This window comes from Streptomyces sp. NPDC001927 (genome assembly GCF_053594455.1).
Map to the genome: position 1 here is coordinate 90,583 of NZ_JBSFEN010000017.1, position 21,255 is coordinate 111,837.

Consider the following 21,255-nt stretch of genomic DNA (forward strand, 5'->3'; position numbering starts at 1 on the left):
TTCGCGCGGGGCCAGGCCCAGGGTCAGTCCGCGGAGAGCCCGAGCAGTCCCCGTACGGTGGCGTACTTGCCGGTCAGCCGGGTGCGGGTCGGCTCGTCGAGCACGGCGAGACGGGCCGGGTCGGCGTTGTGCGCGAGGTCGGCCTCCTTCACGAGGAGGGCGCCGGGAACCGCCAGGATCCGCCGGGTGTACGACTCGAGATCCTCGCCCGGCCGCTTGGTGAGGGCGAGCACCATGTCCTTGACCGCGCGCGGGAGTTCGGCCGAATCCAGCCACTCGGCGGAGAGGGCGTCGTCCTCGACGGAGTCGTGCAGCCAGGCCGCCGCGATCTGCTCCTCGCTCCCGCCCCGGGCCCGTACCCCCTCGGCGACCGCCCGCAGATGCTCGGCGTACGGGCGGCCCGCCTTGTCGGTCTGGCCCTCGTGGGCGGCGACGGTGAGGGACTCGACCTGGGCGAGGGTGAGGTGCGGCATGCGCCGACTCTACGGCGCCGGGCGCGGCCTGCGCCCGGGCTTCGGGCGGTCAGCCCCTGCGACTGATGAGCAGCAGCGCGCGGTCGTCGTTGACGTCCTTGGCGCAGGCCTCGATCAGGTGCCAGGCGGCGCCCTCGAAGCCGGAGGCGACATAGCGGTCGGCCTCGCCGGTGAGCCGGTCGATGCCCTCGGTGAGGTCCCGGTCGGCGGCCTCGACGAGCCCGTCGGTGAAGAGCATCAGGACGTCCCCGGGGCGCAGGGAGCCCTTGACCGGGTGGAACTCGGCGCCGTCGTAGACGCCGAGGAGCGGGCCCTCGCCGGACTTCTCCTCCCAGCGCCCGGTGCCCGCGTGGAGCTGGAGCGCGGGCAGGTGCCCGGCGGAGAGGAGTTCGTAGTCCCCGGACTCCAGGTCGAGGACCAGGTGGATGGAGGTGGCGAAGCCCTCGTCCCAGTCCTGGCGGAGCAGGTAGCCGTTGGCGGCCGGCAGGAAGGCGTGCGGGGGCAGCGAGCCGAGCAGCCCGCCGAAGGCGCCGGAGAGCAGCAGTGCGCGCGATCCGGCGTCCATGCCCTTGCCGGAGACGTCCGTCAGCAGGACCTCCAGGGTCCGGCCGCCGTGGGTGCGGGCCGCGACGACGAAGTCGCCGGAGAACGACTGGCCGCCGGCCGGGCGGAGCGCCATCTCGCGGTGCCAGCCCTTGGGGAGCCGGGGCAGGGCGCTCTGGGCCCTGATCCGTTCGCGCAGGTCGAAGAGCATCGTGCCGCCGCGCCGCCAGGGCACGCCGACGCGGGCCCGGAACTGGGCGATGAGCAGGCCGAAGAACCCGCAGGCGGCGACGACCAGGACCGTGCCGGGGGTGACCCGGGCGGGGCCCTCCGTGTACGGGCCGAGCACGAGGGCCTCGACGATCAGGGCGCCGGCGGCGGCCGCGTACAGGGCGAGCAGGCTCGCGGGGCGGAGCAGCAGGCCGCCGGCGACGATCGGCAGGACGAGCGTGGCGGGCGCGCACCACACCGGGTCGGCCAGGGTGCCGAGGGTGATGGCCGGAATCGTGAGCAGCAGCGCGCCGAAGGCGAGCCAGTCGGAGCCCTCGCCGCGGAAGTAGTCGACGCCGGATCTGCGCAGCGCGACGCGGGCCCGGTGTGCGCTCCTGCGCATCCGGGCGGGGTACGAATCGACACCCGCGCGAGTTCTCATTGGCCTGGACCCTATCCACCCCGCAGGACCTCGTGCAGGGGGACCCCTAAGACAATGCGAGCGAAAACGGGTCGCGTCGGGCTGCCGTGCGCTGGTATCGATGGCATATGACGACTGAACTGCGTGTACTCGAACCGGCTGAGTGGGACGAGTGGTACGGAGTCCTCGAGCTCGCCTTCGGCGGTGTGGCGGAGTCGCCGGATGAGCGTGCGCTCTACCGGAGTCTGACCGAGTGCGAGCGCTCGTACGGGGTCTGGGACGGCGAGAGCTGCGTGGCCACGTCGGGGGCGTTCTCGTTCCGGCTGTCCGTCCCCGGCGGGGCGCTCGTGCCGGCGGCGGGGGTCACGATGGTGAGTGTGGCGCCGACGCACCGGCGTCGCGGGATCCTGACCTCGATGATGCGGCGCCAGCTCGACGACGTGCGGGCGGGCGGTGAGTCTCTGGCCGTGCTGACGGCCTCGGAGCCGGAGATCTACGGCCGGTTCGGCTACGGCGTCGCCGCGTACACGACGCGGGCGACGATCGACACGAACCGGGTCCGGCTCACTGTGCCCGAGGGCACGGACGACGTGACGTTGCGGCTTGCCGATCCGGTGAAGGCGCTGGGGGCGTGCGAGGCGGTGTACGCGCGCCGGGTGGCGACCCGGCCGGGGATGCTCGCCCGGCAGCCCGGCTGGGAGAAGCAGGCGCTGCTCGACCCGGCGAGCGACCGGGGCGGGGCGTCGCCCCAGCTGTGCGTGCTCGCGGAGCGGGCCGGGGAGGTCGTGGGCTTCGCGCGGTACGCGATCAAGCCGGATTGGTCGCCCGCGGGGGCCGAGGGCGTGGTGATCGTGCGAGATCTGGAGGCGCTGGATCCGGCGGCGGAGGCGGCGCTGTGGCGGTTCCTCTGGTCGGTCGACCTGACGTCGACGGTACGGATCCACAGCCGGCCGGTGGACGACGCGTGGCAGCACCTGGTCTCCGACGTGCGGCGCTGCGCGCCGACGCAGCGGGACGGGCTGCACCTGCGGGTGGTGGAGGTGGGCACGGCCCTGGAGGCGCGGACGTATCAGGCGCCGGTGGATGTGGTCTTCGAGGTCACGGACACGTTCTGCCCCTGGAACGAGGGACGGTGGCGGCTCACGGGCGACGCGAAGGGTGCGGTGTGCGTCCGTACCGATGAGGCTGCTGATCTCGCCTTGTCGGTACGGGAGTTGGGCGCGGCGTACCTCGGCGGCACGAGCCTGACGTCGCTTGCCGCGGCCGGGCGAGTGCGGGAGCTCCGGGCCGGGGCGCTCGTGGAGGCGTCGGTGGCGTTCGGGTCCCCCGTGGCGCCGTGGCTGCCGCACGGGTTCTAGCGCGGGGGCTCGTGGGGCGGGGCAGCTCGGGGCGGAGGCGCCCGCCAGGGCGCCCTCGTCCCGTGTGCCCACCCGTCCCTCCCCCTAGGGCTTCGCCCTGGGGGGACCCCCAGCGGGACGATTGCCCACACGGGAGGGGAAGGGTGGGCCCGGACGATTGCCCACACGGGGTGTGTCCGCGTAGCCGGCCGCGTCAGCGGTGCTGGCAGGCCGGGCACCAGAAGAGGTTGCGGGCGGCGAGGTCGGCGGTGCGGATCTCGCCGCCACAGATGTGGCAGGGCTGGAGGGCCCGGCGGTAGACGTAGACCTCGCCGCCGTGGTCGTCGACGCGCGGCGGGCGGCCCATCGCCTCGGGGGTGTGCTCGGGGCGGACGGTGTCGATGCGGTTGTGGCGAACGCCCTCGCGCATCAGGGCGATCAGGTCCGTCCACATCGAGAACCACTCCGCGCGCGTGATGTCCTTGCCCGCGCGGTACGGGTCGATGCCGTGCCGGAACAGGACCTCCGCCCGGTACACGTTCCCGACGCCCGCGACGACCTTCTGGTCCATCAGCAGGGCCGCGATCGTCGTACGGGAGCGGGAGATGCGGTGCCAGGCCTTCTCCGGATCGTCGCCGCCACGCAGCGGGTCCGGGCCCAGGCGGTCGTGTATCGCCCGCTTCTCGGGGTCCGTGATCAGGGCGCACGTGGTGGGGCCGCGCAGGTCGACGTACGACTCGGGGTTCGCGAGCCGCAGCCGCACGGTGTCCGTGGGCGGCGGCGCGGGGGCGTCGCCGAAGTTCACCTTGCCGAAGAGTCCCAGGTGGATGTGGACCCAGCCCAGGCCGGCGAAGGCGAGGAAGAGGTGCTTGCCGTGCGCCTCGGTGGACTCCAGGACCGTGCCGTCGAGCAGGGCCGCCGAGTCGGCGAACTTGCCCTGCGGGCTGGTCACCCGCACGGACCGGCCGCCGAACCGTTCCCGGTGGTCGGCGGCCAGTCGGTGGATCGTGTGCCCCTCGGGCATCAGGCCGTGGGCTCCTGCGGGTGGTGGGCCGGGATCGCGGGGAGCTCGCCGGTGGTCTCGTAGACGCTGAGCATCTCGATCCGGCGGGTGTGACGCTCCTCACCCGAGTACGGGGTGCTCAGGAAGATCTCGACGAACTTCGTCGCCTCTTCCTCGGTGTGCATCCGGCCGCCGATGGAGATCACGTTGGCGTCGTTGTGCTCGCGGCCGAGGGCGGCGGTCTGCTCGCTCCAGGCGAGGGCCGCGCGCACCCCCTTCACCTTGTTCGCGGCGATCTGCTCGCCGTTGCCGGAGCCGCCGATGACGATGCCCAGGCTGTCCGCGTCCGCGGCCGTCTTCTCGGCGGCACGCAGGCAGAACGGCGGGTAGTCGTCCTGGGCGTCGTAGATGTGGGGACCACAGTCGACGGGCTCGTGGCCATGGGCCTTCAGCCACTCGACGAGGTGGTTCTTGAGTTCGTAGCCGGCATGGTCCGAGCCGAGGTACACGCGCATGGGTCCGAGTGTGGCACGCGCCGGGCTGGGTAGCGGTCAGCGGGGTCGGGGGCAGGACACGACCTTGGTCCGGATCGGTATGGACCTTTGGCCCTTACGCAACGATCCGGAGTCGGACCTTCCGATCAGCCGCGAGTCCGGGGTTCAATGCTCGGGCTCGTGACCCGAGCGACCGCCACACGTTAGGAACCGTTCATGAACCCGCAGCCGACCCTTGCGAAGGAAGGCTCTGCCACCGGTAACCCCGGTGATTCGCAGTCTTCCGACGGACTCAAGGCCGGACTCAAGAACCGGCACCTCTCGATGATCGCCATCGGTGGCGTCATCGGCGCCGGACTCTTCGGCGGCTCCGCGGCCGGCATCAAGGCCGCCGGCCCCGGCATCCTCCTGTCCTACGCGCTCGTGGGCACGATGGTCGTCTTCGTGATGCGGATGCTCGGCGAGATGTCCGTCGCCAACCCGACCTCCGGCTCCTTCTCGGCCCACGCCGACCGGGCGCTCGGACGCTGGGCGGGCTTCTCCATCGGCTGGCTGTACTGGTTCTTCTGGGTCGTCGTGCTCGCCGTCGAGGCGACCATGGGCGCGGACATCCTCAACGGCTGGATCCCGGCCGTCCCGCAGTGGGCCTGGGCGCTCATCGTGATGGTCGTCCTGACCGTCACCAACCTCGGCTCGGTCGCCTCCTACGGCGAGTTCGAGTTCTGGTTCGCGGGCATCAAGGTCGTCGCCATCGCCGCGTTCATCGTGGTCGGCGGGCTCGCGATCTTCGGCGTGCTGCCGGGTGCGGACACCTCGGCCGCCGGTCTGAGCAACCTCACCGAGCACGGTGGCTTCCTGCCCAACGGCTACGGCGCGATCCTCACGGGCATCCTGATGGTCGTCTTCTCCTTCATGGGCAGTGAGATCGTCACCCTCGCCGCCGGCGAGTCCTCGGACCCGCGCCGCGCGGTCGCCAAGGCCACCAACAGCGTGATCTGGCGCGTCGGCATCTTCTACCTGGGCTCGATCCTGGTGGTCGTCTCGCTGCTGCCGTGGAACGACCCGTCGCTGGAGAAGGACGGCTCGTACGTCGCGGCGCTGAACTCCATCGGCATCCCGCACGCCGGCCAGATCATGAACGTCATCATCCTGACCGCGGTGCTGTCCTGCCTGAACTCGGGCCTCTACACCGCCTCCCGCATGGCCCACTCCCTCGGCCGCCGCGGTGACGCGCCGAAGGCCTTCGGCAAGACCAACGCGAAGGGCGTGCCGACGGCCGCCATCATCGGATCGGTAATCTTCGGCTTCGTCGCCGTCTTCTTCAACTACAAGTGGCCCGACACCGTCTTCGCCTTCCTGCTGAACGCGTCCGGCGCCATCGCGCTCTTCGTCTGGCTGGTCATCTGCTTCTCGCAGCTGCGCATGCGGAAGATCATCCTGCGCGAGTCCCCGGAGAAGCTGCTCGTGAAGATGTGGCTCTTCCCGTACCTGACCTGGGCGACCATCGCGATGATCGTCTTCGTCCTCGGCTACATGCTCTACAACGGCGGCTCCGCCCGTGAGCAGGTCCTGCTGTCGCTGCTCGTGGCCGGGCTCGTGGTGGCCATCGCCGTGGTCCGCGACCGCCTCGGCAAGAACGTGGAGCCGGCGGACGCCGTCACCAAGGACTGAATCCATACCTGACGGGTTCTGTCAGGTATCGGCGGAAAGCTCTCCGTGTCCCAGGGGAAACCCCCAAGGAAACGGAGAGCTTTTCCATGTCCTTCACCGCCCAGCACGTCTTCCGTCCCGGCGACACCGGGTACGACGAGGAGATCGCCGGCTTCCAGACCGGCTTCGCCGTCCGCCCCGAGCTCGTCGTCGGGGCCACCGACGCCGAGGAGGTCCGCGCGGCCGTCGCGTACGCCGCCGAGCGGGGCCTTCCGGTCGCCGTCCAGGCCACCGGGCACGGGCTGCCCGGAGCCTCGGAGGGCGGGCTGCTGATCACCACGCGCCGGATGGACCAGGTACGGATCGACGCGGACGCCCGCGTCGCGCGGGTCGCGGCCGGGGTGCGCTGGGCGCGGGTCGTCGAGGCGGCCGCCCCGTACGGGCTCGCCCCGCTGAACGGCTCCGCGCCGAGCGTCGGAGTGGTCGCGTACACCCTCGGGGGCGGGCTCGGGATCCTCGCCCGCGAGTTCGGCTGGACCGCCGACCACGTGCGGTCCCTGGAACTGGTCACCGCCGACGGCACCCTGCGCGAGGTGAGCGCGGCGAGCGATCCGGAGCTGTTCGCGGGGCTGCTCGGCGGCGGGCCCGGCCTGGGCGTGGTCACCGCCCTGGAGGTCGGCCTGGTCCCGGTGGCCCGGCTCTACGGCGGGGCGCTCGCCTTCGACGGCACCCGGACCGACCCGGCCGCGGTCCTGCGCGCGTACGCCGAGTGGACGGAGACGGTGCCGGAGACCCTGACCTCGTCGCTCGCCGCGCTCGTCTACCCCGACCTGCCGATGCTTCCGCCGCACCTGCGCGGCCAGTACGTGCTCTCGGTACGGATCGCCTTCACCGGGGACGCCGCCGAGGGCGAGCGGCTCATGGCCCCGCTGCGTGCGATCGGCCCCGCGCTCTCCGACTCGCTGCGGGAGCTGCCGTACGCCGAGAGCCACACGATCCACAGCGACCCCGAGTTCCCGCACGCCTACTGGGGCGACGGGATCATGCTGAGCGAGCTCGACCCGGCCGCGGCCGCCTCGGTGCTGGACCTCGCCGGGCCGAAGGCCGGCCGGATGGCGATCGTGCAGATCAACCACCTGGGCGGGGCGCTCGCCGAGGAGCGGCCGAACTCCGTGCCGTACCGCGAGGCGGCCTTCCTGGTGCGCGCGCTCTACCCGCTGGACGAGGACGGTGTGGAGCCGGTCCGCGCGCTCCACGCGCGCGTGGAGGAGGCGTTGGCACCCCGGGCGCTCGGCCGGGCGGTCAACTTCGTCTTCGGCGACGGGCAGCCGAAGGAGGGGCTGTACGACGCGGAGACGCGGAAGAGGCTCGCCCGGCTGAAGTCGGAACTCGACCCGGCGAACCTCTTCGGATGAAGCGTGCGATGAAGGCGCGTACTCAGCCCTTGCGGCCGAGCAGCTTCCAGGCGGTCGGCAGCGCGCCCATCGCGAGCGCGGCCTTGAGCGCGTCGCCGATCAGGAACGGGGTCAGGCCCGCGGCGACCGCCTGCGGGAGGGTCATGCCGGTGGCGAAGGCCAGGTACGGCACGCCGACCGCGTAGATGACCGCGGAGCCGAGCACCATCGTGCCGGCCGTGCGGAGCACGGAGCGGTCGGCGCCGCGGCGCGCGAGGGCGCCGACGACGGTGGCGGCGAGCAGCATGCCGAGGATGTAGCCGAAGGACGGCATCGCGTAGCCGGAGGAGGCCTGGGCGAACCACGGCACGCCCGCCATGCCCACGACCGCGTACAGCGCGAGGGAGAGGAAGCCGCGGCGGGCGCCGAGCGCCGTGCCGACGAGCAGGGCCGCGAAGGTCTGGCCGGAGACCGGGACCGGCGAGCCGGGGACCGGGACGGCGATCTGCGCGGCGATGCCGGTGAGCGCGGCGCCGCCCACGACGAGGGCGATGTCCCGGGCCCGGGAGGACGGCAGCAGGTCGGCGAGGACCGTCCCGGAGCGGAGGGGACGGACGGGGGCGGCGGCGGTGCTCATCGGTTCTCCGCGGGGGTGAGGGAGGTCAGGACAGGTTGACCGTAGTCGAGGGGTGAACGCTCGATCACCATCAGCCGCCCACAAAGGGGAGGTTGAGCGCTTGGTGGAGATCACACAAAGAACCGGTTCCATGCCTCGCGCCACGTGACGCTTGTCACGGCGGGGAGCTGGACCGGGGGCCATTTTGCGCCAAGGGGCGATCAGCGGAGAGACTGTGGGGTCTCCATAAACGCTTCCGAAGGCCCGAGCCCCTCATGCACGACGCACCACCTGCCTCCCCGGCTCCCCTGGCCCCCGAACCCGAGCCGCTCTCCCACGGGCTGAAGCAGCGTCATCTGACGATGCTGGGGCTCGGCGGGGTGATCGGCGCCGGGCTCTTCGTCGGCTCGGGCGCGGGCATCGCGGTCGCGGGGCCCGGGATCGTCCTCTCGTATCTGATCGCGGGCACGCTCGCGATGCTGGTCATGCGGATGCTCGGCGAGATGTCGGCGGCGATGCCGGCCTCCGGCGCCTTCTCGGTCCACGCGGAGCGGGCGCTCGGCCGGTGGGCGGGCTTCTCGGTGGGCTGGCTGTACTGGTTCCTGCTGGTCGTGGTCCTCGCGGTGGAGGCGACGGGCGCGGCGCAGATCGCGCACGGCTGGGTGCCGGGGGTCCCGCAGTGGGGCTGGGTGCTGATCTTCATGATCGTGTTCACCCTCGCCAACCTGGCGGCGGTGAAGAACTTCGGCGAGTTCGAGTTCTGGTTCGCGGCCCTGAAGGTCGGCGCGATCGTCCTCTTCCTCGCGCTCGGCACGCTGGCGATCCTCGGCTGGCTGCCGGACACGGACCCGGTCGGCATGGCGAACCTTTCCGGCCAGGGCGGCTTCCTGCCCAACGGCTGGGGCGGGGTCGTCTCCGGTGTCCTCGCCGTCGTCTTCGCCTTCGGCGGTCTGGAGGTCGTCACGATCGCGGCCGCGGAGTCGGACGACCCGGCGCGCAACGTGGCCCGCGCGGTGCGCAGCGCCGTGTGGCGCATCCTCCTCTTCTACGTCGGTTCGATGCTGGTCATCGTGACCCTGCTGCCGTGGACCTCGATGAAGCCGGGCCAGTCCCCGTACGTCGCCGTCCTCGACTCGATCGGCGTACCCGCGGCCGGCCAGATCATGAACATCGTGGTCTTCGTGGCGCTGCTGTCGGCGCTCAACGCGAACCTGTACGGCTCCTCGCGGATGGTCTTCTCGCTCGCCGAGCGCGGCGAGGCACCGAAGGGGCTGCTGAAGGTGTCCGGTGGAGGGGTGCCGCGCCGGGCGGTGCTCGCCTCGGTGGCGTTCGGCTTCGTCTCCGTGCTGCTCAATCTGAAGTGGCCGGATTCCGTCTTCCTCTACATGCTCAACGCGGTCGGCGCGGTACTCCTCTTCGTCTGGGGTCTGATCGCGGTCTCGCAGCTGCGGCTGCGCCGCCGGATCGAGCGCGAGGCCCCGGAGACCCTGACGCTGAAGATGTGGGGCTTCCCGTGGCTGACCTGGACGGCGCTCGCCGCGATGGCGGCGGTTCTGGTCCTGATGCTGACCGACGACGGGGCGCGGCCGCAGGTGCTGTGGTCGGGCGCGGCCACCGGAGCCGTCCTGCTGGTGGCGTGGGTGCGCGAAGTGCGCACGAAGCGGAGATAGTCCTTCACCTTGTGTGAAGCTCGTGCCCGTATAGCGGACATCTGTTCCCTGTAAGCGGTGCGTCCGCCCAGACTGTGGGCCGTTCCCCCCGTCTCGGCCAATGAACAGGGCTGCCCATGTCACGGACCACCGCGCCCGAGCCCGTCGACCGCAAGGTCGACGAAGCGCCCCCTGCCGAAGGCCTCACGCACGGCCTCAAGCAGCGCCACCTCTCGATGATCGCCCTCGGTGGCGTCATCGGCGCCGGCCTCTTCGTCGGCTCCGGTGCCGGTATCGCCGCCGCCGGTCCCTCGATCGTGGTCGCGTACGCCATCTCCGGGCTGCTCGTCATGCTCGTGATGCGCATGCTCGGCGAGATGTCGGCGGCCAACCCGGCCTCCGGCTCCTTCTCGGTCCACGCCGAGCGGGCCATCGGCCCCTGGGCGGGCTTCACGGCGGGCTGGGCCTTCTGGTTCCTGCTCTGCGTGGCCGTCGGCCTGGAGGGCATCGGCGCGGCGAAGATCATGACCGGCTGGTTCCCTGACAGCCCGGAGTGGGCCTGGGTCGCCCTCTTCATGCTGGTCTTCTGCGTGACCAACCTGGCGGCGGTGAAGAACTTCGGCGAGTTCGAGTTCTGGTTCGCGGCCCTGAAGGTCGGCGCGATCGTCCTCTTCCTCGGCATCGGCGTGCTCGCCATCGTCGGCGTCCTGCCCGGCACGGACGCCCCCGGCGCCGCGAACCTCACCGGCGACGGCGGCTTCTTCCCGAACGGCTCCGAAGGCCTGATCGTCGGACTGCTCGCCTCGGTCTTCGCGTACGGCGGTCTGGAGACCGTCACCATCGCCGCCGCCGAGTCCGAGCACCCCGTGCAGGGTGTAGCCAAGGCGGTCCGTACGGCGATGTGGCGCATCGCGCTCTTCTACATCGGCTCGATGGCCGTCATCGTGACCCTGGTCCCGTGGGGCGACAAGGCGGTCGTCGAGAAGGGCCCGTACGTCGCCACCCTCGACCACCTGGGCATCCCGGCCGCCGGCCAGATCATGAACGTGGTCGTCCTGATCGCCCTGCTGTCGGCCATGAACGCCAACATCTACGGCGCCTCCCGCATGGCCACCTCGCTGGTCGCCCGCGGCCAGGGCCCGAAGGCGCTCGGCCGGACCTTCGGCGGCGTCCCGCGCCCCGCGGTGCTCGTCTCCTCCGTCTTCGGCTTCGCCTGTGTGCTGCTGAGCTACTGGCGGCCCGACGACATCTTCATCTGGCTGCTCAACACCATCGGCGCGATCATCCTCGTCGTCTGGTTCTTCATCGCCGTCTCGCAGCTGCTGCTGCGCCGCCGCACCGAGCGCGAGGCGCCGGAGAAGCTCGTCGTGAAGATGTGGGCGTTCCCGGTGCTGACCTGGGTGGCGCTCGCCGGCATGGCGGCGATCTTCTTCCTGATGGCCCGTGAGGAGGGCACGCGCGTCCAGCTGTACTGGACCGGCGGCCTCACGGCGATCCTCGCCGTGGTCGGCCTCGTGCTCCAGAAGAAGCGCGCGCGGGAGCCGCTGGAGCCGCAGGACGCCTGACCCACCCCGTACGAACGTCGAACCCCCGGACCGGTCCTCGGTCCGGGGGTTCGGCGTTTTCCGCCCCGGGCCGCCCCCGAGCCGCCCCCCGAGCCGCCTTCGCTACGCCACGAGTCCTAGGCCCAAGGACTGATCAACTCGGGGGCGGTGCTGCTGTTAGCCTGCACCTGCATATAGGTTGCAATAAGCATCAGTAGCAGCGAGAGGCTCGGCACATGGCGATCTACACCCTTCCGGAACTGCCGTACGACTACGCGGCACTGGAGCCGGTGATCAATCCGCAGATCATCGAGCTGCACCACGACAAGCACCACGCCGCGTACGTCAAGGGCGCCAACGACACCCTTGAGCAGCTGGAAGAGGCGCGCGACAAGGAGCAGTGGGGCTCGATCAACGGCCTGGAGAAGAACCTCGCGTTCCACCTCTCCGGCCACATCCTGCACTCCATCTACTGGAACAACATGGACAGCCCGAAGGACGGCGGCGGCGGCGAGCCGCTGGCGGCCGACGGTGTCGGTGAGCTCGCCGACGCGATCACCGAGTCCTTCGGTTCCTTCGCGAAGTTCAAGTCCCAGCTGACCAAGGCCTCCGCGACCACCCAGGGCTCCGGCTGGGGTGTTCTCGCGTACGAGCCGATCAGCGGCCGGCTGATCGTCGAGCAGGTCTACGACCACCAGGGCAACGTCGGCCAGGGCTCCATCCCGGTCCTCGTCTTCGACGCCTGGGAGCACGCCTTCTACCTGCAGTACAAGAACCAGAAGGTCGACTTCATCGAGGCCATGTGGCAGGTCGTCAACTGGCAGGACGTGAACAAGCGCTACCAGGCCGCCAAGACCTCCGTGCCGCTGATCTCCTTCTGATCCGCGTACCGCACCGCCTTCCGGTCCCCGTCCGGACCGGACCCCGCTCGTCCTGCTCGTGATCGTCTTCTCAACCTTCACTTGCAGGCGGATGAAAGAAGAACCCCCGCGATGACAGGAATCGCGGGGGTTCTTCCGTGTGGGGAGCGGGAGTGACTACTCGAAGCTCGGGGCCGCCGTCCGCGTCCGCTTGATCTCGTAGAAGCCGGGGGTCGCCGCCACCAGCAGTGTGCCGTCCCACAGCCGGGCCGCCGCCTCGCCGCGCGGGGTCGGGGTGACGACCGGGCCGAAGAAGGCGACCTCTTCGCCGTCGGCGCCCGGGACGGAGATGACCGGCGTGCCGACGTCCTGGCCGACCCGCTCGATGCCCTCCTTGTGGGAGGCGCGCAGCTCGGTGTCGTAGGTGTCCTTGTCCGCGTACTCCGCGAGGTCGGCCGGGAGGCCGACGTCCGACAGGGCGCCGACGATCGCCTCGCGCGTCGGGCCCTCGCCGTTGTTGTGGAAGCGGGTGCCGAGCGCGGTGTAGAGCTTGCCGACGACCTCGTCGCCGTGCAGTTGCTGGGCCGCGACCACCACGCGGACAGGGCCCCAGGCCTTGGTCTCCAGCATGTCGCGGTACTCGGCCGGGAGCTCGTCCAGCTTGTCCTCGTTGAGGACGGCCAGGCTCATCACCTTCCACCGGACGTCGACCGGGCGGACCTTCTCGACCTCCAGCATCCAGCGGGAGGTCATCCAGGCCCAGGGGCACAGGGGGTCGAACCAGAAGTCGGCGGTGGTCCTGCTCTCGGACATGTCACTCCTCGTGGATGGATACCGTTGCGCCGCCTGGAGCAACGCCACGACCCGACCGGGGCATTCCCCGAGTGCCGCGTGACAGTGGCACATGGGAGGATCGGTGCTGTTTCGAACGAGCCACGAAGGAGTGACCGTGCCCGGTGAGAATCTGTCCCGCGACGAGGCCCGCGAGCGGGCCGAGCTGCTGTCCGTCGACGGGTACGAGGTCGCCCTGGACCTGCGCTCCGCGGTCGGGGAGTCGAGCGAGGAGGTCCGCACCTTCCGCTCGGTGACGACGATCCGGTTCCGCCGCACGGGCACCGGCACCACCACCTTCGTGGACCTGATCGCCCCCGCCGTCACCTCGGTGGAGCTGAACGGCCGCGCGCTCGACCCGGCCGTCGTCTTCGACGGCGCGCGGATCGCCCTGGACGGCCTTGCCGACGAGAACGTGCTCGTCGTGGACGCCCGGTGCGCGTACAGCCGCACCGGCGAGGGCATGCACCGCTTCGTCGACCCGGAGGACGGCGAGGTCTACCTCTACACGCAGTACGAGCCGGCCGACGCCCGCCGCGTGTACGCCACCTTCGAGCAGCCCGACCTGAAGGCCCCGCACCTCTTCTCGGTGACGGCCCCCGAGGGCTGGACGGTGTGGAGCAACGGCGCCGGGGAGCGGGACGCCGAGGGCGTGTGGCGGTTCGCGGAGACGGCGCCGATCTCGACGTACATCACGTGTGTCGTCGCCGGGCCGTACCACTACGTCACGGACACGTACGCGCGCGCGCTGGCCGACGGGACCGAGCTGGAGATCCCGCTCGGCGCGATGTGCCGCAAGGGGCTCGCCAAGCACTTCGACGCGGACGACGTCTTCCTGATCACCAAGCAGGGCTTCGACTTCTTCCACGACAACTTCGACTTCCCGTACCCCTTCGGGAAGTACGACCAGGCCTTCGTCCCCGAGTACAACCTCGGCGCGATGGAGAACCCGGGCATGGTGACCTTCCGCGAGGAGTACATCTACCGGGGCAAGGTCACGCAGGCCGCGTACGAGCGCCGGGCCAACGTCATCCTGCACGAGATGGCGCACATGTGGTTCGGCGACCTGGTCACCATGGTGTGGTGGGACGACCTGTGGCTGAAGGAGTCGTTCGCCGACTTCATGGGCTCCTTCTCCCTGGCCGAGGCGACCCGGTTCACCAACAGCTGGGTGACCTTCGCCAACAGCCGCAAGTCCTGGGCGTACCGCGCCGACCAGCTGCCGTCCACGCACCCGATCACGGCCGACATCCGTGACCTGGAGGACGCCAAGCTGAACTTCGACGGCATCACGTACGCCAAGGGCGCGTCGGTCCTGAAGCAGCTCGTGGCGTACGCGGGGCGTGACGCGTTCCTGGAGGGCGCGCGCCGCTACTTCAAGCGCCACGCGTACGGGAACACGCGCCTGGCGGACCTGCTGTCCGTCCTGGAGGAGACCTCGGGGCGCGACATGAAGGCGTGGTCGCGGTCCTGGCTGCAGACCTCGGGCGTCAACACGCTGACGCCGGAGGTGACGTACGACGCGGAGGGCCGGATCACCGAGCTGGCCGTCGTCCAGGGCGGCGACGAGCTGCGCCCCCACCGGGTGGCCGTCGGCCTGTACGAGCTGTCGGCGGACGGCGAGCTCGTGCGGTACGCGCGGGCCGAGGCGGACGTGGTCGGCGCGCGGACGGTCGTGGCGGAGCTGGCCGGGTCGGCCCGGCCCGACCTGGTCCTCGTCAACGACGACGACCTGACGTACTGCAAGGTCCGCTTCGACGAGGGCTCCCTCGCGACGCTGCGGGCGCACCTGGGCGACATCACGGACCCGCTGGCGCGGGCGCTGTGCTGGTCGGCGCTGTGGAACCTGACGCGGGACGGGCTCATGCCGGCCCGGGACTTCGTCGCGGTCGCGCTCGACTTCGCGGGGCGCGAGACGGAGATCGGCGTGCTCCAGATGGTGCACGCCTGGGCGCGCTCGGCGGTCACGCACTACGCGGCGCCCGCGTGGCGCGCGGAGGGTGGCCGGCTGCTCGCCGAGGGCGGGCTGCGGGAGCTGCGCGTGGCCGAGCCGGGCAGCGAGCACCAGCTGACGTGGGCGCGGTTCTTCGCGGCCGCGGCCGCGTCGGAGGCGGACTTCCAACTCCTTGAGGGCCTGCTCGACGGTACGGCGAAGATCGACGGCCTGGACGTCGACCAGGAGCTGCGCTGGGCGTTCCTTGAGCCGCTGGCCACGCACGGCCGCGCGGACGAGGCACGGATCGGCGAGGAGCTGACCCGCGACGACACGGCGACCGGCAAGCGCCACCAGGTGCGCTGCCTGGCCGCGCGGCCGTCGGCGGCGGTCAAGGCGCAGGCCTGGGCGCAGGTCGTCGAGTCGGACGCGCTGTCGAACGCGCTGGTGGAGGCGACGATCGCGGGCTTCGTCCAGCCCTCGCAGCGGGAGCTGATCGCGCCGTACGCGGAGAAGTACTTCGCGGCGATCGAGCGGATCTGGGCGGAGCGGTCCATCCAGATCGGGATGGACGTCGTCCGCGGCCTGTTCCCGGGCCTGCAGGACGACGAGTCGACGCTGGCCGCGACGGACGCGTGGCTGGGCGCGCACGAGTCCGCGGCGCCGGCGCTGCGGCGGCTTGTCCTGGAGTCGCGGGACGACCTGGCGCGTGCGCTGCGCGCGCAGGCGTGCGACGGGGGCGCGGGCGCGTAGGGCGCCGCCCCTGGGGCTGAGGGGCACAACGGAGCGGACGCGCCCGCAAGGGCGCCGTTCCGTTGTGCCCACCCGTTCCGCCCTGCGGAACGCTTGCCCACAACGGGGGGGGGTGCCTCTTTCGGCACTCGAACGTGCGTACTTTAGGGCGAGGTTGTCCCGGTTTGGCGACGCGCTTGTAACAGCGGTTAGGGAGGGGGCGGGGAGCGGAAGACCCCCGGCATGAACCAGAACACCCCCATCACCCCCCGCCCCCTCCCCCTCACCACCGACCGGCTGCGCGCCGCGCTGCTGCACGCGCACCGGCCCGGCGCCGTGCCGGCCGCGCGCGAGGCCGAGGCGATGATCACCGGGCTCGCCGCGCTCACCCTGCACCGGTTCTCCTCCGCTCCCCCGCTGCTCGCCCTGGACCGGATCGACGTCCTGGTCCCCCGCACCCGCCGGCTGCGCTCCACCAGCAGCGTCCGGGTCGTGCGCGCGCAGGACATGCCCGAGCCGCTGTACCTCTCCGGGGTCCCCGTCGCCCCGGTCGCCCGGGCGCTCGCCGACGCCGTGTCCGCGCTCGCCGACGCGCCCACCGTGCGCGGGCTGCTCACCGAGGCCGTACGCGGCGGCCACTGCGAACCCGGCACGGTGGTACGGGAGTTGAACCGCGCGCGGCTGCTCAACCGGCCGCACGTCGTGGATGCCGTCGACTCGCTGCTCGCGGAAGGCCGCAGCATCGCGGAGGAGCGGCTGTACGAGATGGTCCGGGAGTTCGGGCTCCCGGACCCGATGTGGAACGTCGACCTTCGACTCCCCGGCGGCCCGCACCTCGGCGGCCTGGACGCCTACTGGCCCGACCAGGCCGTGGCCCTGGAGCTGGACACCCGGGCACCCCGGCAGGACGACGACGCGCTCTGGTCGGAGTACACCCGCAAACGCGAGCACCTGGAGCGGCTCGGCATCACGGTCGTCCACATCACCCCGCGCAAGCTGCGCGAGGCGATGGACCAGCAGGCCACCGTGGTCCGTACGGCCCTGATGGCCGCGTCGGACCGGCAGCCCGCCGCGTACGTCGTCGTCCTGCCCCGGTGAGCGTCAGCCCTTCGGCGCCGTACCGCAGAACTCGGCCTCGACGACGGCCTGGCTGTCACCCGCCCAGTCCGCGTTGAAGTTCATGGCGAGCGAGTGCTCACCGTCCCGGGTGGCGACCGCCTCCGAGGAAGAGCCGTGGATGCCCCCACCGTGGCCCCACACCTCCTTGCCGCAGCTCAGCTTCACCTGCATCAGCCCGAGCCCGTAGTGGTACGCGGGGTGCTCGGCGCCCACAGGTACGGCCCGCGTCATCTCGCGCATCTCGGCCCTCGGGAGCAACTTCCCCTTGAACAGGGCCCGGTAGAACGTCTGCAGATCGTTGGAGTCGGAGATCATCTCGCCCGCCGCGTACGCGAGGGACGGGTTCAGCTCGGTGACGTCGTGGACCGTCGTCGCGCTCGGGTCCCTCGAGAGCTTCGAGTACGCCCGTGAACTCGGCTGCGGCATCTTCGACTTCGTCCCGGGAACGCTGGTGGCCCGCAGCTTCAGCGGCTTGAGGATCCGCCGCTCCACCTCCTTGCCGTACGGGCGACCGGTCGCCTTCTCGATCACCATGCCCGCCAGGACGTAGTTGGTGTTGGAGTAGCTCCAGGAGGTGCCGGGCGCGAAGTCCGGCTTGTGGGTCATGGCGATGGCGACGAGCTGCTCCGGGGTCCAGGTGTCGTAGCGGTGCTTCAGGAACTCCTCGCTGAAGACCCGCTGCTCGAAGCCGGCGTCGGAGGTGACGTCGTAGATGCCGCTGGTGTGGTTGAGGAGCTGGCGCACGGTGATCTTCCGGCCGTCGTGGCCGTTGCCGCGGACCACGCCCGGCAGCCACTTCTCGACCGGGTCGTCGAGGTCGAGCCGGCCCTCGGCCTGGAGCTGGAGGAGGACGGTGGCCACGAAGGTCTTGGTGATCGAGCCGACCCGGTAGCGGTCCTGGCCGCCGCGCTCGCCCGCCGTCCCGGTCCAGCCGGCGCGGCCGGTCCTGGCCTGGGCGACGGCCCCGGGCACCCCGTCGGCGACCGCCGCGTCGAGGGCCCGCTGGGTGGCGGTGTGGTCGGGCTTCTTCGGCGCGGTGGCGGCCACGGCGGGTGCGGCGAGCGCACCGGCGGTGAGCGCGGCCGCGGCGGTGGCGGCCGTCGCGGCGAGGAGGGTGCGGGCGAGGCGTGCGGTTGTCATGCGGGTCCCCTGTTCATGTACCTGCGTACTGCCGTGTACTGCGGTCGCGGGAGGGGACTGCGGAGGCGGGGCGGAGGGTTGAGCGGGACTGCTCCGGTTGAGCGGTATTCAGCCGTTCGCGGGATCGGCGAGGCGGGAGCGGCCGACGGGTGGACGTTCGCGCCACAACTGCAGCCCAATGTCGACCAGCTCGACGCGGGTGAGGTCGGGGACGGAGGCGAGAGGATGCCAGGCGGCGAGGTCGGTGGAGCCGCCCGTCTCGTTGCGCAGGGAGCCGCCCGTGACCCGGGATTCGTAGATGATCCGCAGGCCCTGGAAGTCGCCGGGGCCGCCGAGCCTGCGCAGCCAGCCGCGCCGGATGGAGTCGATGCCGAGCAGTGCGACCGGCTCCGTCAGATAGCCGGTCTCCTCCTCGACCTCGCGGACGACGGTGTCCACCGGCTCCTCGCCGTGGTCCATCCCGCCACCGGGCAGCGTCCACCGCTTGGCCCCGGCGCGGTCCACCCAGCGGGCGAGGAGCACCTCGTCGTCACGGACACACACGGCGTAGGCCGCCACCCTCAACTCCTGTTTCATGGAGTGAGGTTAGAACCAGTACGTGGGGTACGTCCGCCCCGTCGCGCGGGCGCCCGCGAGGCCAACGGCGACGAGCAGCGCACTGGCGAGGGCGAGCAGCGCGAGGAAGGTCCAGAACGGCGGATTCTGGAGGGTGACGATCACGGCCGTGGCGGCCGCGGGCGAGTGCGGGGTGCGGGCCGCCATCATGACGCCGAGCGCGAGACCGCCGGCGAGAGCGGCGCCCCAGAGGGAAGGGCCGGTGACCAGGAGGACCGCGAAGCCGGTGAGCGCGGAGAGGAGTTGGCCGCCGACGACCGAGCGGGGCTGGGCCAGCGGCAGATCGGGCGCGCCCGCCACCAGCGCCATGCTGGCCGCCAGGGGCGGGATCAGCAGCGGCTGGTGGAGGGCGGTGCCCACGGCGACCAGGGCGAGCAGCGCGGTGACGCTCACGGTGGTCGCCAGGGCCACGGTCCTGGGGTGCGGTCGGGCGGGCGGGGTGGCTGTCGTCATGCGGGGTCCTGGGACAGGGGGCTGGAGGGAGGGCCGAAGGGCGGATCGAGGGGCGGGTTCGCCGGGGAGAAGTCCGGGTCCGACCAGCGCAGGGGGCTCGCGGACGGGGACTCCACGATCCGTTCGATCAGGAGGCGTGTGGTGCGGCTGCCGTCCTGGCCGTACGCGGTGTGTGCCGTGCCGGACAGTTGGAGCGTGGTGCCGGTCCGCCAGTCGAGGAACAGCAGGCCCGCGCGGCTGTCGGCCTCCAGGTTGCCGAGGGTCAGGAACATCGCGTTGCCGGGGTAGTCCCGCCAGCTCAGTTCGGAGGGCGACTCGACCGTCACGAAGCCGGGGAAGCCGCCGCGGTGGCTCGCGTCCATGCCGTCGGGGGCGGTGGTCGCGATGAAGAAGGTGTCGGCGGCCAGGACGAAGTCCGCCTGGCTCTCGGTGAGCGCGGTGCCGTGGCGCGGGGCGCCGGGCGGGGTGGTGAGGTCGGGCGCGTACAGCTCGCGCTTCTGGATGTACTTCGGGCAGTTGGAGAAGACCTGCTCCGCCTCGACGGTGAAGCCGCGGGCGCTGGGGCGGGCGATGCCGTTGAGGCGCATGCGGCGGCGGGTGCGGGGGTCGAGGGCGATCGTCCCGACGGGGTCGGGGCCGGGGCCGGGCGGCGGGGCCGCCACGGAGATCGTGTGCGGGCCGGTCGCCCGGGCGAAGCCGGGGGTGCCGGTCAGGAGCGTGCTCCAGACCTGGCCGTCGCCGTCGGCCGCGGCGAGGACCAGCATCGGCTGGAGCTCCAGGAAGGCGGCGGCGATGGGGCGAATGCCGTTGGTGATGGAGCGGCCTACGTGTGCGGCGATGTCGGCGACGCCGACGCGTTCCTGGACCGCGCGGGAGCCTGCGTTGTAGGCGTCCATGGCATGAGCCTTTCGTGTACGGGGCCGAGGCCGGGGGCCCGGGGTACGGGCCCTCGGCGCGGGCAGCGCGTCCGTGCGTTGTGCCCACGACGGGGCAGGGGTCCCTCTAGAAGAAGCCGCAGGTCGGGGCGCCCTCGGTGGGGGCGTGGGTGTGCTCGCCGCCTGTGGGGGCGAAGATTTCGAGGCGGGTGCCGTCCGGGTCGTGGAAGAAGATGCCGCCGGAGGCGCCGCCCTCGGAGTGGGGGACCACGCCCTCGTACGCGAAGTCCGTGCCGCGCGCCTTCAGGGCCTCCTCCGCCGCCTTGACCCGCTCGATCGACTCGGCCTCCCAGGCGAGGTGGTGCAGGCCCGCGCGGCCGGAGTCGTACGCGCCCTCCGCCTGCTGCCAGAGCGTGAGGACGAGCTGTCCGGCCTGGCCCAGGAACGCGTACCGCCGGCCCTCCTCCTTGCCCTCGCCGAGCACCTCGAAGCCGAGCACGTCCCCGTAGAACCCGAGCGAGCGCTCCAGGTCCGTGACGTTGAGCCCCACGTGGTTGGTCTTCAGCGTTCCGATCGCCGTCACGGCGATTCCCCTCTCCTCGGACGAGCTAACCATTGATAGAAACTTTAGAGGTTAGGGCACGGCTGCGCAACCGGTCACGTAACCTTGAGGGGTTAGTTCAGCGAGAAGGGTGCCCGTCATGACCGTTTCCGATCCGCGGCCCCTGGTCGGCGAGCCCGTCTCGCTCGACCTGCTCAACACCCGCTGGATGATGGACGGCGTACGCCAGGACCTGCTCACCGACACCGACGGCCTCGCCATCTGGCTCGGCGCCAACGGGCTCGACGGGCGCTTCACCGCCGACGCGACCACCCTCCGCCACACGCTCACCGCGCGCGAGGCCCTTTCCGGCCTGGTCGACCGGCCCGGCGACCCCGACGCCGTCGCCCGCGTCGACGCCGTCCTCGGCCACGGCCGCATCCGGGCCACGCTCACGACCAAGGGGCCGGGCGAGCTGCCCGAGTTCGCGGAGCCCGCCTGGGGCCCCGGCTGGACCGCCGCCCGCGACTACCTCACCCTTCTGCGCACCGCGCCCGACCGCATCCGCTCCTGCGCCCACGACGCGTGCATCCTGCACTTCTTCGACACCTCGCGGAACGGCACCCGGCGCTGGTGCTCGATGGCGATCTGCGGCAACCGCGCCAAGGCCTCGCGCCACTACGCCCGTACAAAGGAGAACTAACCGGCGGTAAGCGGGAGTCGGCTCGCCCCGTTTGACGGCGTTACGTCCTCTGTGGCGGATCGCGCCCTGTGGCGGATGTGTGCCATGACCACATCCCGCCGATTCCAACCCTCCACAAA

At 71.5% G+C, this 21,255-nt stretch carries 19 protein-coding genes and 1 pseudogene; 9 read left to right on the forward strand and 11 right to left on the reverse strand.

Translation table 11 applies throughout. The annotated features are described in order from the left end of the window. Positions 1–23 precede the first annotated feature (23 nt). Both ACWCO8_RS35760 and ACWCO8_RS35765 read right to left on the reverse strand, forming a co-directional pair. Positions 24–473: an HD domain-containing protein gene (locus ACWCO8_RS35760; protein WP_451035690.1), complete on the reverse strand. Its 450-nt coding sequence runs from the start codon at positions 471–473 to the stop codon at positions 24–26. 49 nt (positions 474–522) lie between these two features. Continuing rightward, positions 523–1,668, reverse strand: a complete 1,146-nt coding sequence (locus ACWCO8_RS35765) for a PP2C family protein-serine/threonine phosphatase (protein ID WP_451035691.1) — start codon at positions 1,666–1,668, stop codon at positions 523–525. A 107-nt stretch (positions 1,669–1,775) separates the two neighbouring features. Here ACWCO8_RS35765 and ACWCO8_RS35770 point away from each other — a divergent pair, with 107 nt between their 5' ends. Then, the gene (locus ACWCO8_RS35770; protein WP_451035692.1) at positions 1,776–3,005 is read left to right on the forward strand and encodes a GNAT family N-acetyltransferase; all 1,230 of its coding nucleotides are present in this window, start codon (positions 1,776–1,778) and stop codon (positions 3,003–3,005) included. 193 nt (positions 3,006–3,198) lie between these two features. On the opposite strand, the gene ACWCO8_RS35775 is transcribed toward ACWCO8_RS35770, so the two are convergent. Further along, a complete protein-coding gene (locus tag ACWCO8_RS35775) occupies positions 3,199–4,008 on the reverse strand; it encodes an Fpg/Nei family DNA glycosylase (protein ID WP_451035693.1) in 810 nt (269 codons plus the stop codon). Further along, positions 4,008–4,502 (reverse strand): ribose-5-phosphate isomerase, encoded by a 495-nt coding sequence (locus ACWCO8_RS35780; protein ID WP_451035694.1) that lies wholly within the window; start codon positions 4,500–4,502, stop codon positions 4,008–4,010. Before ACWCO8_RS35780 ends, ACWCO8_RS35775 begins: the two co-directional genes overlap by 1 nt. Positions 4,503–4,697: 195 nt before the next feature. Between ACWCO8_RS35780 and ACWCO8_RS35785 the strand changes: the two genes are divergently transcribed. Together ACWCO8_RS35785 and ACWCO8_RS35790 are read left to right on the forward strand one after the other, a co-directional pair. After that, entirely contained in the window at positions 4,698–6,152 is a 1,455-nt protein-coding gene (locus ACWCO8_RS35785; RefSeq protein ID WP_451035695.1) for an amino acid permease, read from the forward strand. Positions 6,153–6,238: 86 nt separating this feature from the next. Further along, entirely contained in the window at positions 6,239–7,546 is a 1,308-nt protein-coding gene (locus ACWCO8_RS35790; RefSeq protein WP_451035696.1) for an FAD-binding oxidoreductase, read from the forward strand. Between the two features lie 22 nt (positions 7,547–7,568). Here the strand turns inward: ACWCO8_RS35790 and ACWCO8_RS35795 are convergent, their stop codons facing one another. After that, positions 7,569–8,162 carry a biotin transporter BioY gene (locus ACWCO8_RS35795; protein WP_362006625.1) on the reverse strand — a complete coding sequence of 198 codons (594 nt, stop codon included), beginning with the start codon at positions 8,160–8,162 and terminating at the stop codon, positions 7,569–7,571. Positions 8,163–8,416: 254 nt separating this feature from the next. Here ACWCO8_RS35795 and ACWCO8_RS35800 point away from each other — a divergent pair, with 254 nt between their 5' ends. The 3 genes from ACWCO8_RS35800 to ACWCO8_RS35810 all read left to right on the forward strand — a co-directional run bounded on the left by ACWCO8_RS35800 (position 8,417) and on the right by ACWCO8_RS35810 (position 12,215). Beyond that, a complete protein-coding gene (locus tag ACWCO8_RS35800) occupies positions 8,417–9,811 on the forward strand; it encodes an amino acid permease (protein WP_451035697.1) in 1,395 nt (464 codons plus the stop codon). Positions 9,812–9,927: 116 nt separating this feature from the next. After that, positions 9,928–11,355: an amino acid permease gene (locus tag ACWCO8_RS35805; protein WP_451035698.1), complete on the forward strand. Its 1,428-nt coding sequence runs from the start codon at positions 9,928–9,930 to the stop codon at positions 11,353–11,355. A 215-nt stretch (positions 11,356–11,570) separates the two neighbouring features. Next, a complete protein-coding gene (locus ACWCO8_RS35810) occupies positions 11,571–12,215 on the forward strand; it encodes a superoxide dismutase (RefSeq protein ID WP_362006632.1) in 645 nt (214 codons plus the stop codon). Between the two features lie 156 nt (positions 12,216–12,371). Here ACWCO8_RS35810 and ACWCO8_RS35815 read toward each other — a convergent pair whose 3' ends face one another. Continuing rightward, entirely contained in the window at positions 12,372–13,007 is a 636-nt protein-coding gene (locus ACWCO8_RS35815) for a mycothiol-dependent nitroreductase Rv2466c family protein (RefSeq protein WP_362006634.1), read from the reverse strand. A 136-nt stretch (positions 13,008–13,143) separates the two neighbouring features. On the opposite strand from ACWCO8_RS35815, the gene pepN reads away from it, so the two are divergent. Then, positions 13,144–15,711: an aminopeptidase N gene (gene pepN / locus ACWCO8_RS35820; protein ID WP_451035699.1), complete on the forward strand. Its 2,568-nt coding sequence runs from the start codon at positions 13,144–13,146 to the stop codon at positions 15,709–15,711. A 192-nt stretch (positions 15,712–15,903) separates the two neighbouring features. Further along, a pseudogene (locus ACWCO8_RS35825) lies at positions 15,904–16,788 on the forward strand (hypothetical protein); the annotation flags it as partial. 3 nt (positions 16,789–16,791) lie between these two features. Here ACWCO8_RS35825 and ACWCO8_RS35830 read toward each other — a convergent pair. The 5 genes from ACWCO8_RS35830 to ACWCO8_RS35850 form a co-directional block, all read right to left on the reverse strand. Then, positions 16,792–17,949, reverse strand: a complete 1,158-nt coding sequence (locus ACWCO8_RS35830) for a serine hydrolase domain-containing protein (protein WP_451035700.1) — start codon at positions 17,947–17,949, stop codon at positions 16,792–16,794. Positions 17,950–18,057: 108 nt separating this feature from the next. Then, complete coding sequence (locus ACWCO8_RS35835) at positions 18,058–18,525, reverse strand: NUDIX hydrolase (RefSeq protein WP_361966068.1); 468 nt, start codon at positions 18,523–18,525, stop codon at positions 18,058–18,060. Positions 18,526–18,534: 9 nt separating this feature from the next. Continuing rightward, the gene (locus ACWCO8_RS35840) at positions 18,535–19,017 is read right to left on the reverse strand and encodes an HPP family protein (protein WP_451035701.1); all 483 of its coding nucleotides are present in this window, start codon (positions 19,015–19,017) and stop codon (positions 18,535–18,537) included. Further along, entirely contained in the window at positions 19,014–19,913 is a 900-nt protein-coding gene (locus ACWCO8_RS35845; RefSeq protein WP_451035702.1) for a pyridoxamine 5'-phosphate oxidase family protein, read from the reverse strand. The genes ACWCO8_RS35840 and ACWCO8_RS35845 overlap by 4 nt, the downstream gene beginning before the upstream one ends. A 106-nt stretch (positions 19,914–20,019) precedes the next feature. Next, a complete protein-coding gene (locus tag ACWCO8_RS35850; RefSeq protein WP_362006650.1) occupies positions 20,020–20,475 on the reverse strand; it encodes a VOC family protein in 456 nt (151 codons plus the stop codon). Positions 20,476–20,593: 118 nt separating this feature from the next. Here ACWCO8_RS35850 and ACWCO8_RS35855 point away from each other — a divergent pair, with 118 nt between their 5' ends. Then, complete coding sequence (locus ACWCO8_RS35855; RefSeq protein ID WP_451035703.1) at positions 20,594–21,136, forward strand: CGNR zinc finger domain-containing protein; 543 nt, start codon at positions 20,594–20,596, stop codon at positions 21,134–21,136. Positions 21,137–21,255: the final 119 nt, after the last annotated feature.

Bases quoted from the DNA above. Each gene is read 5' to 3' on its own strand.
- ACWCO8_RS35775 (WP_451035693.1), bottom strand. From the start codon at position 4,008: ATGCCCGAGGGGCACACGATCCACCGACTGGCCGCCGACCACCGGGAA.
- ACWCO8_RS35785 (WP_451035695.1), top strand. From the start codon at position 4,698: ATGAACCCGCAGCCGACCCTTGCGAAGGAAGGCTCTGCCACCGGTAAC.
- ACWCO8_RS35800 (WP_451035697.1), top strand. From the start codon at position 8,417: ATGCACGACGCACCACCTGCCTCCCCGGCTCCCCTGGCCCCCGAACCC.
- ACWCO8_RS35815 (WP_362006634.1), bottom strand. From the start codon at position 13,007: ATGTCCGAGAGCAGGACCACCGCCGACTTCTGGTTCGACCCCCTGTGC.
- ACWCO8_RS35840 (WP_451035701.1), bottom strand. From the start codon at position 19,017: ATGACGACAGCCACCCCGCCCGCCCGACCGCACCCCAGGACCGTGGCC.
- ACWCO8_RS35835 (WP_361966068.1), bottom strand. From the start codon at position 18,525: ATGAAACAGGAGTTGAGGGTGGCGGCCTACGCCGTGTGTGTCCGTGAC.
- ACWCO8_RS35770 (WP_451035692.1), top strand. From the start codon at position 1,776: ATGACGACTGAACTGCGTGTACTCGAACCGGCTGAGTGGGACGAGTGG.
- ACWCO8_RS35790 (WP_451035696.1), top strand. From the start codon at position 6,239: ATGTCCTTCACCGCCCAGCACGTCTTCCGTCCCGGCGACACCGGGTAC.
- ACWCO8_RS35830 (WP_451035700.1), bottom strand. From the start codon at position 17,949: ATGACAACCGCACGCCTCGCCCGCACCCTCCTCGCCGCGACGGCCGCC.
- ACWCO8_RS35760 (WP_451035690.1), bottom strand. From the start codon at position 473: ATGCCGCACCTCACCCTCGCCCAGGTCGAGTCCCTCACCGTCGCCGCC.
- ACWCO8_RS35855 (WP_451035703.1), top strand. From the start codon at position 20,594: ATGACCGTTTCCGATCCGCGGCCCCTGGTCGGCGAGCCCGTCTCGCTC.
- ACWCO8_RS35810 (WP_362006632.1), top strand. From the start codon at position 11,571: ATGGCGATCTACACCCTTCCGGAACTGCCGTACGACTACGCGGCACTG.
- ACWCO8_RS35845 (WP_451035702.1), bottom strand. From the start codon at position 19,913: ATGGACGCCTACAACGCAGGCTCCCGCGCGGTCCAGGAACGCGTCGGC.
- ACWCO8_RS35795 (WP_362006625.1), bottom strand. From the start codon at position 8,162: ATGAGCACCGCCGCCGCCCCCGTCCGTCCCCTCCGCTCCGGGACGGTC.
- ACWCO8_RS35765 (WP_451035691.1), bottom strand. From the start codon at position 1,668: ATGAGAACTCGCGCGGGTGTCGATTCGTACCCCGCCCGGATGCGCAGG.
- ACWCO8_RS35780 (WP_451035694.1), bottom strand. From the start codon at position 4,502: ATGCGCGTGTACCTCGGCTCGGACCATGCCGGCTACGAACTCAAGAAC.
- ACWCO8_RS35805 (WP_451035698.1), top strand. From the start codon at position 9,928: ATGTCACGGACCACCGCGCCCGAGCCCGTCGACCGCAAGGTCGACGAA.